This window comes from Bartonella chomelii (genome assembly GCF_014138465.1).
GTDB classification, from domain to species: domain Bacteria; phylum Pseudomonadota; class Alphaproteobacteria; order Rhizobiales; family Rhizobiaceae; genus Bartonella; species Bartonella schoenbuchensis.
Genome location: NZ_JACJIR010000005.1, coordinates 1 through 15,332, shown reverse-complemented (window position 1 = coordinate 15,332; position 15,332 = coordinate 1). Strand labels below are relative to the sequence as shown.

Sequence of the window (15,332 nt, the reverse complement as noted above, 5' to 3'; positions counted from 1 at the left end):
TCCATTCCATAGCTTTACTCACAAAGCATGGGAAAAAACATCTCCACAGTTGTTCCATGATTGGGTTTTGAAAATAACAAAAACTGACCACCAACCTCTTCCACCATTGTTTTACATATTGGAAGCCCTAAACCAGTCCCGGCAAATATGTTGTCTCCACACTGGCCATCTTTGCGCTCTACCTGACCATAAGGTTGCATAGCTTGCACAACCTCTTCATCACTCATCCCAAGACCATTATCACTAATTGAAATCTTTACTCGCTCTTTTTTTCCATAGGAAACATGGATAACAATTTGTCCACCTGAAGGCGTAAAACGGATGGCATTGGAAAGAAGATTCCATATAATCTGTTGAAATATCTGTTGCGATATACCGATAAATGGCACACGTGCCGGTGAAACAATACGCATAATAATGCCATTATGATTCGCCTGCGTTTCAAGAAAAGCTATACTGGAACGCAAACAAGCTGTTACATCAAATTTTTGTGTCATAAGAGGTGCATCAATTGTGCTATTTAAGCTAGAATAATTTGCTTTAGAGTGCTCTAATAATTGATTAACCAGAGATAATATATGTTTTCCAGACGAGACAATATCACGTAAATATCTACGGTAACGCTCATTTTCTATTAAACCAAAACGGCCATCTCTCATAATTTCTGCAAAACCAATAAGAGCATTCAAAGGTGTTCGCATTTCATGAACAACTTCAATCATTTTATTTTCTTCTGATATTTTATCTAAAGGTGATAAAGTCATTTCTGTCATATCACGCAACATAACGACATAATTGTCTTGTAGAGTCAAAGGTACAATTGTTATAGAAACCTTTATATTCTCATGATTTTTTGTCATTAAATCAGCTGTCTCACCACGATTAAATACTTGATTTTTTCCCTTCATACGGATCAATTTAAAATATTCTTCAATCAAATCTCGGCTTTGAAAAGTAAATAGTGATGATAACTGCTGCGCCAGTAACTCACCCATTTCATAGCCAATCAATGCCAAAGCAGCGTCACTAGCGAACTGAATGCAGCCTTGTCCATCAAGCCACAAAACGCCATCAGTTACTGTATCCAACAATGATAAAATTACTTCAGGTTCCTTGATTAAAGCCTGTTTTATGACATCTACCGGTAATGTCTGTGCACATGACAACTGGACTGGTGTTTCCTTAGCTGTATTTTCATACCCTAAAGACAAATGTAATTCACCGCGCAATCGTTCTGCAATTTCATGAAAAGCTGAGCGCTCTATCTCTGAAAGACCAGATGTTTTTATACCCGGCTTTTTATCACTTTTATCTTGTATATTTTCTTGCGCCTTTAAAACCCCAAAACCATGGTATCCCTTAAGCTGACGGTTGGTATCAAAAACTGGAATAGCGGACAACTCAACATCAACCCGTTCTAGACAATCATCAACAGGCCACTGAACTTTCTGTTCTCTCCAAGGTATAGCAGCTTCAATAAAGCTACTTAATGACCGATATCCTTCATCATTAAATTGATCAGCAAGTTTATGACAATCAGATCCTATAATACGGGAAGACATAGGGCCGACAGTTTCAGCTAACTCTTTTGAAACTTCACAAAAATAACCATCTGCATCCATTTTCCAGATAAAACGCCGTGGTAAAAGATGTGGCTTAAAACTAAAAGATCCTTGACCTCTATTCAATTCATCCCCATTCAATTGCGCATATAACACTAAAAAACTTGTTGGCTTTACTCCTAAGCGGATCACACCGACTTGTGTATTAACACCTGCTATAGGTAAAACAGTTTTCACCGGAAGATCATCATCAATCGTTTGGAGTAGAATTTTAATTGTTTCATCAACAAAATTAAAATGAGAAGAAGCCTCCAACACAGTTGCATGTTGATCAATGATTGCAGCAGAAATTGTTGCATCATCCAAACCAGTAATAAGAGAAACATTCTCTTCTAGCAAAGCTTCAAGTAAAAATGCTTTACCTAAACCAGTAATATCAATAGAAGCTATAAAAAATTCAGCACAGCGTTTTAAACCACGCAACGTGATAGAGCGTGTATATTGAGCATTCCTTAATATTTGGCGACGCAGTTTTTCATCAAAAAAAGACTGCTGTTTAATTGCATCTGTAACAGAAGAAAGACCAAAAAAGCACGCTGCAGCACCATTTAACCAAAGAATATTTCTACCATCGAAGGATAAGACAAAAGCTACCTTTCCTTTTATAAAGGCTTGTTTAATTTCTTTACATTTTAGATAATCTAAAAATGCTAAAGACATTTTCAACCTCTTTTCTACTCATCTGCACTACCTACTAATAATCGTAAATATAAGATAGCATTTCTATTTTGTCTTTCTGTATAAATTCTTTTTAATATTTCGCGACAAAAAATAAGAGCGGAAATAATGTCCGCCCTTATGAAATAAAATCAAGTTTTTAGTTTTTAAAATTACTATCGTTATGTACCCTTAAAGCCATCTTGATCATTGCGCCCATTGAGTAAAATTTCACGTTTTCCCACGTGATTGGCAGCTCCAACAATACCTTCTTCTTCCATTCTTTCAACAAGAGAAGCAGCCTTATTATAACCAATTGCAAGTCGACGCTGGATATAGGATGTTGAACATTTTCTATCACGCATCACAACCTTAACAGCTTGCATATAAAGTTCTTCACCGTCCTCACTAGAGCTTCCTGCAGCAATAATTTCAGCAATCGAATGAGCATCTTCCATCTTATCATCATCGTGTTCACTATCTGTTACTGTTGCTAAATAATCAGGTGTTCCTTGTACTTTAAGATGTGCAACCACAGATTCAACTTCTTCATCAGAAACAAAAGGCCCGTGAACACGCTCAATGCGTCCTCCACCAACCATATGAAGCATATCTCCTTGACCTAAAAGTGTTTCAGCACCTTGTTCTCCCAAAATTGTACGACTATCAATTTTTGAAGTTATCTGAAAAGAAATACGTGTAGGAAAATTTGCCTTAATCGTGCCAGTAATCACGTCAACAGAAGGACGCTGTGTTGCCATAATAAGATGAATACCTGCAGCACGCGCCATTTGTGCTAAACGTTGAATGACGCTCTCAATCTCTTTACCAGCAACCATCATGAGATCCGCCATTTCATCAACAATAATAACAATATAAGGCAATTGTGTTAAATCCATCTCTTCTTCACGATAAAGTATTTCACCACTTTCTCTGTCAAAACCGGACTGAACGGTGCACATAATTGTTTCACCTTTTTCGACCGCAAGCGCAACTCGTGCATTAAAGCCATCAATATTACGTACACCTAGTTTCGCCATTTTGCGGTAACGTTCTTCCATTTCACGAACAGCCCATTTTAAAGCTGTTACAGCTTTCTTTGGATCAGTTACTACAGGTGTTAGAAGATGAGGAATGCCATCATAAATAGAAAGCTCTAACATCTTAGGGTCAACCATAATTAAACGGCATTGCTCTGGTGTCATTCGATAAAGAATCGATAAAATCATTGTATTAATAGCAACAGATTTACCCGACCCTGTCGTGCCTGCAATCAACAAATGAGGCATTTTTGCTAATTCTGCAATTACAGGATCACCATTAATTCCCTTCCCCAAAGCAAGAGCTAATTTAAATTCACTATCGCGAAAAGTGCTCGACTGAACTAATTCACGCAAATAAACAGTTTCACGTACTGCATTTGGCAATTCAATTCCAATAACATTACGCCCAGGAATCACAGCAACACGTGCAGACATGGCAGACATAGAACGAGCAATATCATCAGAAAGACCTATAACTCGCGATGATTTCACCCCAGCAGCGGGCTCAAATTCATACATTGTTACCACCGGTCCTGAGCGAACATGAATAATTTCGCCCTTAATACCAAAATCTTCCAAAACGCTTTCTAAAAGTCCAGAACTGCGCTCCAGCATTTCTTGAGAAATCGCTGTATCATCCTGAAAAACAGGCTCTTGTAATAATTCAATCGGAGGTAATTCATAAATATTACTGTTAACAGATTGAGAGCTTGGGATAAAAGCAGAGGTATGATTGCTAAACGACATATCTGTGGTTTCCATCGTACTTCCTACTGCTTTTATTACAGAAAGATCTTCCACACTTTTTGTCACATCAGTTGTCATACAATTAGCAATGTTATGGGGATCATTGCCTACTGCAGTGTCTATCACGTCGCTTATCTCATGATTAGGTGTTTCAACAACAGACAGTTCTTGAACCTTTTCAATCTCTTCATTTTTTCCGAAAACAGGTTCAGTGCTCTGTATTTGAACTTCTCTAACAATTTCATCGTTAGTATAATCTAAATCAGAAGTTTCCTCATTACCCTGAACATCATTTTCTGAAACTTCTGGCACAGTCACATTACAAGATTGCGGGAAATGACATTCAAGCACACGGTAAAAAGTAGAAACTGATTCATCAAAAGAAGAAGCTTTTCCCAACAAAGCCTTATTATTTTCTAAATTAACAGATGTATCTTTTTCTTGTGAATTTTTAACATTGACTTGCTCTAGTAAAAAAGGCTCACATTCAAAAAATGCATCATCAGAAAGATAAGAAATAGGTTTTGTTTCTTGCGCTACGCTCTCTACCTGTAAGGTATTTTCAATTGTATTTCTTTCGATTGGTGTATTAACAGTCTGTTGCACTGATTGTCCAAGAGTTGTTGAACAATAAAGTGATACTTTATTTTCAAGTGATTGAGAATGAAATACCTCTTCTGTCAATTGAGGTTGCATTTTAAATTCTGCAACATCCGTTAATTTTTGCGGTTCTTGCTTTGCAAAAGTTTCAAATCGCTTTGCAAAAATTGGATTTTCTTCTATACGACGACGCAAAATTTCAACTTCTGGAGTTCGAGTGAAACGCACATTCTGTTCAAGAGTAAATGCCTTTTTCCACACTGTCGGATAAGAAAACATCTTATCAGAACTGCCAGATGAGTTTTGTTCTGATGCATCTGCTGTATCCTTATCAACCAAACAAGACGTAGACATAGATATAGTTTTTAAATTACGCATAATATCCAACAAAATTATAGTAACGAGAACGATTCTTTAAAAAAGAATGCGCAAACGATACACTATGAAGGTTAATAACCTTTTGTCATCAGTCAATTTTAAACGAAAAATAAGCATCATTAATTGTATTTTTATTAAGAAAAATTTAAATGCATCTAAAAACTTCAGAAATCCATCTAATAAAAAGATCTGATCTTGATTTTATTTTCTCATAAACTTTCAATACTGAAACACTTTTCATAAGATATGCTCTATGAACAATACATCAAATCAACTACTCTATTAATGCAAACACCATTATAAAATTATATTAAAAATAATTATCACCTTTCTTCAATTCGGCAAAATCCCACCATCTCAATACGCTTAGTGCACACTTGCGATATAATAATCAACGTTCACGCATACTTAAGCAAAATACTCTTGTTATAAAAATCTAGTAGTATACAATTTAAAAACGAAAAAATAGGAAGCAAGCCATGTTAAATAAACGAAAATTTTATATTAATGGCCTCTGGAATGATCCGAGTACTCCCAATGATCTGTATGTTATTGACCCCTCAACAGAAGAAGCTTGCGCTATTATCAATATTAGCAGTATTCAAGATACAGATAAAGCGATTGTAGCTGCTAAAAAGGCTTTTCAAAACTGGAAAACAACCACACCGAGTCAACGTCTTTCCTTTGTTAAAAAAATTTTAGAAATCTATGAAAAACGCTCTGAAGATATGGCTAAAGCCATTTCAATGGAAATGGGTGCGCCTATCGATATGGCACGCAATGCGCAAACTACAGCTGGTAGTGATAATATTCGCGATTTCATTAAAGCTTTTGAAGAATTTTTATTCCAAAAAGCTTTAATAGAAGGAAACAATAACGCAATCCTTCAATATGATTCTATCGGTGTCGTAGGGTTGATCACTCCATGGAATTGGCCCATACATCAAATAACCCTTAAAGTTATCCCAGCATTATTGGCTGGTTGCACTATGGTTTTAAAACCCTCTGAAATTGCTCCTCTTTCTGCCATGCTCTTTGCTGAAATTTTAGATGAAGCTGCTCTACCTGCCGGCGTTTTTAATCTCATCAATGGCGATGGAGATAACGTAGGCTCTTATTTATCTTCTCATCCAGATGTAGCAATGATTAGTTTTACCGGCTCAACTAGAGTAGGAAAAATTATTTCTAAAAACGCTAGTGATACTTTAAAGAGGGTCTGTCTAGAACTTGGAGGTAAAGGAGCCAATATCATCTTTGCTGACGCCGATATAGATGCCGTTCAACGCGGTGTACGGCACTGTTTTTACAATAGTGGGCAGAGTTGCAATGCACCAACGCGCATGCTTGTGGAACATTCAATCTATAATGAAGCTGTAAAAACAGCACAGCATATTGCTGAAACAACCACAGTAGCCCCAAACCACAAAGCAGGAGATCATATTGGCCCTGTAGTCTCAAAACAGCAATATGATAAAATCCAAGCCCTTATTCAATCTGGAATTGATGAAGGTGCAACTCTTGTTGCAGGTGGAATTGGCTTGCCCATAGGAATGACACGCGGTTATTATGTACGCCCAACAGTTTTTGCTGATGTTAAATCTGACATGCGCATTTTCCGAGAAGAAATATTTGGTCCAGTCCTTTCGATCCTTCCCTTTAATACAGAAGATGAGGCTGTAGCCTTGGCCAATGATACAGAATATGGACTCACAAACTATATACAATCGCAAGATCAAGCTAAATGTCGGCGTATCGCTGCACAATTGCGTTCTGGCATGGTGGAAATTAATGGACATAATTTACCAAATGGTAGTTATTTTGGAGGAGTAAAATTTTCTGGACGTGCTCGTGAAGGTGGAAAATGGGGAATTGAAGAATTTCTGGATACCAAAGCAATTTCGTACTGGTAAAAGAATCTCATAAAAAACTTCAAAAACAGGACCGTATGGTGATACAACAAATAACCGATGAAAGTGCTCTTGGGCAACGTATTGATCAATGGCTTGCTAAAAAATATCATAATGAGCTATCGCGTTCACGTTTGCAAACTCTGATACGTGAAGGTTACCTTAAAGTTGATGGTCAATTAATAAAAGAACCAAAAACAAAATTGCAACCTAACCAGACGATTGAATTGATAATACCTCCTCTCAAGAACGTACATCTTGAAGGTGAAGCTATTGTACTTGACATCCTATTTGAAGATGACCACGTCATTGTTATCAATAAACCAGCTGGCCTTGTTGTCCATCCTGGTAATGGAAATTGGACTGGAACATTGGTTAATGCCCTTATTCACCATTGTGGTGATAGTTTATCTGGTATTGGTGGTGTTAAACGCCCTGGTATTGTCCACCGTCTTGACAAAAACACAAGCGGGGTGATGGTTGTTGCTAAAAATGACTTTGCTCATAAAAGTCTCAGTGCCCAATTTTCTGACCATGGGCGTACCTGCGCATTAGATCGGCGCTACCATGCTTTGATTTGGAATGCTCCACGTCGCAACATTGGAACAATTGATGTGCCCCTTGGCCGCTCCCCCCATAACCGAATAAAGCAAACTGTTGTCCGCCACCAAAATGTTCATGCTCGCCATGCCATTACGCATTTTTCTTTACTTGAAAAATATAAAACCTGTGCGGATGCAGAACCCTTCGCCAGCCTTCTGGAATGTCGCCTGGAAACTGGACGCACACATCAAATCCGTGTTCATATGGCCCATATCGGACATCCACTTGTAGGTGACACAGTTTATGGAAATGCCTTTAAAACAAAAGCAAACACACTTAATTCGACGATTAAAAACGCTATTGATCAATTCAACCGGCAAGCACTTCATGCAGTTAGCCTAACTTTCGAGCATCCCGCTAAAGGTGAAATTATGTCTTTTTCCTCACCTCCTCCTCAAGATATGGCTGAACTTATCAATCATTTTAAAAAACTTAATTGGAACTTTTACCCATCTCAATGATTTCAATAATAAAATATCCATTTTCGAACAAAATTAAAAATTATAGTGATGGAAAAAAGAAAGAAATACTTATATAGTACTTGGAAATAGAATTCGCCTTATTAGGGAATTCATATGAAAGGAGGGTGCTATATGGCCCATGTAAATTTACCATCAATCATAGCAGGTGATGGAGGCTTAAATCGTTATTTAGAAGAAATACGTCGTTTTCCAATGCTTAAGCCAAAAGAAGAGTATATGCTAGCTAAACGGTATCGTGAACATGACGATCCAAAAGCTGCGCATAAACTAGTAACGAGTCATTTACGTCTCGTAGCTAAAATTGCAATAGGATATCGAGGTTATGGCTTACCTATTGGAGAGGTTATTTCAGAAGGTAATATTGGACTTATGCAAGCTGTTAAGCGTTTTGAACCAGAACGTGGATTTCGTCTTGCAACTTATGCGATGTGGTGGATTAAAGCATCAATCCAAGAATATGTTTTACGTTCTTGGAGTTTAGTAAAAATGGGAACAACTGCTAATCAAAAGCGTTTGTTCTTCAATCTTCGTAAACTAAAAAATAAACTTCAAGCTCTTGATAACGGTGATCTCAATGCAGAACAAGTCAAAGAGATCGCAACCCGATTAAATGTCACGGAAGATGAAGTCGTATCCATGAACTATCGGCTTAGCGGCGATACTTCACTCAATGCGCCTCTTCGCACAAAAGAAGGTGAAAAGACCGAATGGCAAGATTGGTTAGTTGATGATTCAAATAGCCAAGAGCAAATTTTGATTGAACAAGATGAATTAGAAAACCGCCGCTCTATGTTAATACACGCTATAGATAACCTTAATGAGCGTGAAAAGCATATATTTAAAGCACGCCGGTTAAGTGATGAATCGCTGACACTTGAAGAACTCTCAAATACATTCAACATCAGTCGAGAGCGTGTAAGACAAATCGAAATGCGTGCATTTGAAAAAGTGCGTAATTCTATTAAAGCAGCTATTCTATCCCAGAAAAAAGCACAACAACAGCGCTCTTTGCGCATTTCTGAAGTGAATCGGAATTAAAACAGAGAGATACCCCAACCACATCCTATAAACCAACCTATTAAAAGGCTGGTTTATAGGGGTTGAGCTCTTTTTTCATTTTAATATATTATTTCCTAATCAAAAATTGTTTGTTTCGCTGTTTGTGCAAGCCATTGTTCAATAACTTCATTAAAAATAGCCTTACCTGTTGGCCCTTTTGCAAAAGTTAATTCGCTCATATGGCCGTTTTTGTCACTTATCACCAAATGAATCCAATCTAACTCGCGAATTATTTGTAAGTTTTGGTCAAGAAATGGATGATTGTTATTTAATGCAAAAAGAAAAAAATCATCATCAATCTTAGCTATAGAAGCTCTTTTTAAGGGTTGACCGATTGATTGTTTACTGGCCTTAAAGGTTAATTCTTTAATATCATGTATTGCTTGACCTGAAAATTTATCAGTAGTCATAAAAACAAGATCCATAATATAAGCTGTAGGGAAAGACGGATCAACATTACGGCGTAAAGTTAACTGTAATAATAACCCCTCACTTGGAATGTTTATATCACCTCGTATAGCTAATTCTTCTGGTGCATTTTTAACAGAAGATTCTTTTATAAGCGACCACCAAGCATTACCCATTACCACTTTTTCTGAATCATGATCTGCATGTGTCTTATAGAATATAGCTTCACCTGGATGTTCAATTGTTTTCGAATTGCCAGCAACAACTGTTGATGCCTCTTCCTCACTCAGAAACTCTGTTTTTTCATCTGTTCTCTCAATTGAACCAGCATCGACTTCACTTCCATCTTCCAATAAGCGTTGCGTCAACTTTTGATTAGCTTGGCCCTCTTTTTGTAATCCATTAGAAGCTTGAATATTTACCTCTTGTATCTGATTATTGTATGATGTGAACATATATTCACCAACAAAAAAAGCGCCGATCAATAGAATTAAAAAAACAACAAAAATAACGATACCTATTAAGATACGCTTTTTTATAATTGACCGATTAGCACGCCGAAGAGCCTGAGCAAAAATATGTGAAACAACATGAGAAGTATCTGTTTGTAAAGCTGTATTTTTACGAGTATTTTTTTTAATATTCGAATGCACTTTACTCGAACAAGGAGCCAAAGAAGTATCCATATCGGTAGGCTCTGTATTTGACATTTTCGATTCTACAGAAAGCTTATCAGGTGTTTTTTTACTCTTTCTACCACTAACAGATTGTTGTTGTCTTTTTTTTTCTTCTGTAACTATAGCTGATGTATCACCACTTTGTGATAATATAGACTTTTGTACATTTTCGTTATTGTTATCTTTACCTGTAAGATCCCACCCCATAACCGAAGAAAGCAACTCTTTTTCAGCAGTTAAATATTCCTCTTCAATAGCCACAATAGCACTTCGTAAAGCCTGTCTTTGTGCATCTGCCATTTTTTTGGGCATTTTTATTTCTAAAAATTTATGCTCTAGTATTTCAAAGGCTTGTTTATAAATCCGCTCACGCAACTGTGGTGTAATATTATTTTGTGCATCAATTTTCTTTTTTAAAATCCCAATAAAATCTACCATATTTTATATAGTCTTTCTCAAATTTAAGAAAAATTTAGTTCACAAAAGCTTAAATCGTTTGCAGTCTTTCTTCCTGAATCCTATAAATTGATTATAATTTACATTGGCAAAAAATACTGTAGCAGTTTTAAAACGCACAAAAAATAAACAATATTAATTTACATCCCTTTTCGACATATATGAATCTTTATTCTCACTAAAAAATAAAGAAAATATAGAATTAAAGCCAATATTGAAATTTATAAACAACGACTAATTTGCGAAAGGATCAGTAATCATAATTGTATTTTTACGCTCAGGGCCAGTTGACAATAAAGCTACCGGTACACCTATCAATTCCTCAATATAGCGTATATATTCTATAGCCTGCACCGGTAATTCTGCCCAGCTCTTTGCGCACGCTGTTGTTTCTTTCCAACCTTTTAATGTTTCATAAATTGGCTTCACATGAGCTTGCGCCTCCATAGAAGATGGTAAATAATCAATTTTTCTACCATCAAGCTCATAACCCACACAAACTTTAATTGCTTCTAAACCATCCAGAACATCAAGCTTTGTCAGTGCAATACCATGAATGCCGCAAATACCTACCGTCTGACGTACTAAAACAGCATCAAACCAACCGCATCGACGTTTTCGACCAGTCACAACACCAAACTCATTCCCATGTGTCCCAAGAAATTCACCAACATCATTTATCTGCTCTGTTGGAAATGGCCCCTCCCCCACACGTGTTGTATAAGCCTTTGTAATACCTAAAACATAATGGATTGAACCAGGCCCCATACCTGACCCTACAGTAGCTTGCCCAGAAACTGTATTAGACGATGTCACATAAGGATAAGTCCCAAAATCATTATCTAACAACGCACCTTGCGCTCCTTCAAAAAGAATGCGCTTTCCCATTTGACAGCTTTCATTCAAAAGACGCCACGTACAATCCATAAAGGGTATAATTTTATCCGCCACCTGCATTAATTCATCATATAGAGTTTGTGAATTAATTTCTGCAATTCCCATACCACGACGTAAAATATTATGATGTTCCAAAAGCCGCTCGATCTTAGCCATAAGTGTATCAGCTTCAGCCAAATCCATTACACGGATAGATCGACGGCCTACTTTATCTTCATAAGCAGGACCGATACCACGCTTTGTTGTGCCAATTGGCAAACTTGAAATATTATTTTCTCTCACCGTATCAAGATCACGGTGTACAGAAAGAATTAAAGGAGCATTTTCAGCAATACGCAAAATTTCTGGTGTAATCTTTACACCCTGAGAATACAACTTGTTTAATTCCGCAACAAAATGATGGGGATCAACCACAACACCATTACCGATAATTGACAACTTTCCACGAATCAAACCTGACGGTAAAAGTGATAATTTATAACTCACCCCGTCAATAACCAATGTATGACCTGCATTATGCCCCCCTTGATATCGGACAACAATATCTGCACGTTCTGACAACCAATCTACAATTTTACCTTTGCCTTCATCGCCCCATTGTGTGCCGACCACTACTACATTGGCCATAATTTTCTCCGTCGTGTTTGGTGAAATAACGTCAGCACCCCAAAACAAGAGGCTTTTTATAGAGAAACCCTATAAAAAGTGCGACTTTTCATTTCAACTTTTTGCCGATTTTATATTATTAAGCCACAAATTCCTCGATAATCAAGATAAATCACACCATAAGTACCAATTTAACTCATTTTTTCTTGTCTTTTCCAACATATGGCGAATAACTAATTTGTACATCCCGATCTTCAAAACCCAAACAATAGTTTGTATAATTTAGCTGATATAAACACACAAAGTATCACATAAGTTTTTTCATTTTATTTGCTTAAAAAACAGCATTATGAAAACATTAAAAGTTATTAAAGAGATGAGCTTTTTCAACTTGAAATGCCCATTCAAGCCAATTTGTTAATAACTTAAGATCAGAAGCTTCAATTGTTGCACCAGTCCAAATCCGAAACCCTGGAGGTGCATCCCGATAAGCACCAATATCATAAGCAACACCAGCTTTCTCAAGACGGGTTACAATCGCTTCTACAAAAGACCTCTGCCTTTTAATATCCAGATTAGCAATAATTGGATCTACAATTGTTAAACAAACAGATGTATTAGAACGTGTCTGAGGAACTTTTGCTAAATGTTCTAACCAAAGTGTTTTACAGACAAAACTATCAAGAACGGCAAAGTTTTCATCAGCTCGCCTTATTAATGCCTGCAAACCACCTAGAGATTTTGCCCACCTTAATGCATCAAGATAATCTTCAACACACAGCAAAGAAGGTGTATTAATCGTCTCACCATTAAAGATACCTTCGTTTAATTTTCCATCTTTTGTCATGCGGAAAATTTTAGGCAAAGGCCAAGCTGGAATATAATGTTCAAGCCGCCTCACAGCACGAGGACTTAAAATCAACATACCATGAGCTGCTTCACCACCTAAAACTTTTTGCCACGAAAAAGTAACAACATCTAATCTTGAAAAATCAAGATTTTGTGCAAAAACTGCTGATGTTGCATCACAAATTGTTAATCCTTCACGCTTCTTTGGAATGAAATGTGCATTAGGAACGCGCACACCTGAAGTTGTCCCATTCCACGTGAATACAACATCACGATCAAAATCAATTTGTGTTAAGTCTGGCAATTCACCATAAGGTGCTTCCAACCGACGCACATCAGAAAGTTTTAATTGCTCAACAACATCGGTAATCCAACCTGAACCAAAACTTTCCCAAGCCATCATATCAACACCGCGTTCCCCTAATAAAGACCACAGAGCCATCTCAACAGCACCTGTATCCGAGGCAGGAACAATACCAATACGATAATCATAAGGAACATTAAGGATATCACGGGTTAAGCTAATAACTTCAGAAAGTTTTAATTTGCTCATTTGAGCGCGATGCGAACGCCCAAGCAATGCATTTTCAAGAACCTCAACACTCCACCCAGGCCGCTTACTACAAGGACCTGAAGAAAAATGAGGATTATTTGGACGAGAACACGGCTCGTTCAACAATATCATTATCCCATTCCGACAAAAAGCTTACTTTTCGTTGAAGAAAATCGCTTACTAAAATGTTACTCTTATAGCTGAGTTATGCGAGCATAAAAAACGTTTTCCATTTTATTGTATAAAATTAAACATAAAAAAAGCCATTATGAATAACACTTTAATTAAGAGCACTTCTAATTAAACCCTTAAAGAAATTGTTCTTTATTTGTATCAAAAGAAAATAGTATTCTGACCACAACACATCTAATTTACCACAAAACACTCAATCAAATTAATTTTACAAAAGAATAATCATAATATCTGAAATATAAAGATAAACTTATAAAAATTGATTATTTTTATTTTGACGGCTAGACAGAGAGAATTTTAATGTTATAACCGCACACGTTTCATATATTTATTGAAACGTGCCCAGATAGCTCAGTTGGTAGAGCAGCGGACTGAAAATCCGCGTGTCCGTGGTTCGAATCCGCGTCTGGGCACCATTTTTTATCTTCAACATGTTGAAATATATAGATTTTTACTTAATTAGATAATTTTTAGTCCACTCTTTAGTCCACCCTTTGGAGTTTATATAATTTTATCTAAATTGTTGTTATTTGCAGCTTATTTCCTTTGGAATAAATGCCAAGATTTCTTTTTTTTCCATCTTACTGATTTACCCAGCTTATATGGTTTGGGAAATAATCCTCGTGTTACCCAATTGCGAATCGTTGTTGTTGATACAATTAAAGAAAGCCATGCGTATTTACATATTGTAGCATATCTATATCATCATCAAATATCATCTCATTGCCTCTCTCTTTATATTACATAATGGGTGGGAGCGCTTGCTTGTAATAATAATGAAATAACGCTCCCCATAAGTTAAGCAACTTGAATCAAAATTTGTATTTCTTGGTCTAATAATCATATTTTGCACTATTTCTGCTATGAAAAAGTTATCATAACTTGTTATCCTTAATTTTGAGTGCATCTCATTTATGACGTGAAACACGCATGTATTGAAAAGGGTTGTTTTTGTTAGTTTTTTTAGGCATGTTGAGAAAAATATTATTGCTGTAACGTTTAGATTACGTGAGGAAACAAGACCCTATGAAATCAGCGAGGAAGATCTTATAAAACGATACACAGATTCGCTCACAAATTATGAAAGAACAACAAACGTGGCATAAAACAAGATTTTGATTCTTGAATGAAATGGTATAAAGCAACTTTTGCAGAATAAGATAAGTCGATTGAGAAGTTGTCTACTTTAGAAGTTGTCTACTTTAATTGAGCAAAAAACAAAACACTGTATGATCAAAACAAAAATTAGCTTTCAAATTGAAGGTGCTTAATAACTTGAATTATATAGAGTTAGTACATTAACCAATAAAAAAGAAGATCTCAGATTATATAGTTTCTCTTACCAAGTTGAAAGTGCTAATTGCTTATCATACCAAAAGGAAATATCTTCAGTCAAAAGATATGTTCAGAATTGACTTAGGTATACGTCTCTTTTAAGCGTAGAGTGGCACCCAGAAATAAACAGTACATGTTTCTTCTAGATTAATAATTGAGGTGTGTTCCGGCTTTCCATTTAAAAATGGATCAAACGATGTCACCATTGTTCCTAACAGCTCAGTTTGATTGTTGATATCCATCAACCCAGTATAGAACAAA

Annotated in this window: 8 protein-coding genes, 1 tRNA gene and 1 pseudogene; 4 read left to right on the top strand and 6 right to left on the bottom strand. The window is 36.4% G+C overall.

From position 1 onward, the window contains the following. Positions 1-14: 14 nt before the first annotated feature. Entirely contained in the window at positions 15-2,282 is a 2,268-nt protein-coding gene (locus GGR10_RS05545; protein WP_182480281.1) for a PAS domain-containing sensor histidine kinase, read from the bottom strand. A gap of 179 nt (positions 2,283-2,461) precedes the next feature. Beyond that, positions 2,462-5,047 (bottom strand): DNA translocase FtsK, encoded by a 2,586-nt coding sequence (locus GGR10_RS05540; protein WP_182480280.1) that lies wholly within the window; start codon positions 5,045-5,047, stop codon positions 2,462-2,464. A gap of 479 nt (positions 5,048-5,526) precedes the next feature. On the opposite strand from GGR10_RS05540, the gene GGR10_RS05535 reads away from it, so the two are divergent. The 3 genes from GGR10_RS05535 to rpoH all read left to right on the top strand — a co-directional run bounded on the left by GGR10_RS05535 (position 5,527) and on the right by rpoH (position 9,077). Then, complete coding sequence (locus GGR10_RS05535; protein WP_182480279.1) at positions 5,527-6,957, top strand: aldehyde dehydrogenase family protein; 1,431 nt, start codon at positions 5,527-5,529, stop codon at positions 6,955-6,957. A gap of 35 nt (positions 6,958-6,992) precedes the next feature. Next, a complete protein-coding gene (locus tag GGR10_RS05530; protein ID WP_182480278.1) occupies positions 6,993-8,018 on the top strand; it encodes an RluA family pseudouridine synthase in 1,026 nt (341 codons plus the stop codon). A 132-nt stretch (positions 8,019-8,150) separates the two neighbouring features. Next, entirely contained in the window at positions 8,151-9,077 is a 927-nt protein-coding gene (gene rpoH, locus GGR10_RS05525) for an RNA polymerase sigma factor RpoH (RefSeq protein ID WP_182480277.1), read from the top strand. A 95-nt stretch (positions 9,078-9,172) separates the two neighbouring features. Here the strand turns inward: rpoH and GGR10_RS05520 are convergent, their stop codons facing one another. From GGR10_RS05520 to GGR10_RS05510, 3 genes are all read right to left on the bottom strand, one after another. After that, a complete protein-coding gene (locus tag GGR10_RS05520; protein ID WP_182480276.1) occupies positions 9,173-10,621 on the bottom strand; it encodes a hypothetical protein in 1,449 nt (482 codons plus the stop codon). A 252-nt stretch (positions 10,622-10,873) separates the two neighbouring features. Continuing rightward, a complete protein-coding gene (locus GGR10_RS05515) occupies positions 10,874-12,163 on the bottom strand; it encodes an adenylosuccinate synthase (protein WP_182480275.1) in 1,290 nt (429 codons plus the stop codon). A gap of 337 nt (positions 12,164-12,500) precedes the next feature. Then, positions 12,501-13,676, bottom strand: a complete 1,176-nt coding sequence (locus GGR10_RS05510) for a phosphoserine transaminase (RefSeq protein WP_182480274.1) — start codon at positions 13,674-13,676, stop codon at positions 12,501-12,503. A gap of 400 nt (positions 13,677-14,076) precedes the next feature. Between GGR10_RS05510 and GGR10_RS05505 the strand changes: the two genes are divergently transcribed. Next, positions 14,077-14,152: transfer RNA gene (locus tag GGR10_RS05505), tRNA-Phe, on the top strand. 110 nt (positions 14,153-14,262) lie between these two features. Here GGR10_RS05505 and GGR10_RS06990 read toward each other — a convergent pair. Beyond that, positions 14,263-14,455: pseudogene (locus tag GGR10_RS06990) on the bottom strand (helix-turn-helix transcriptional regulator). Between the last annotated feature and the right edge of the window lie 877 nt (positions 14,456-15,332).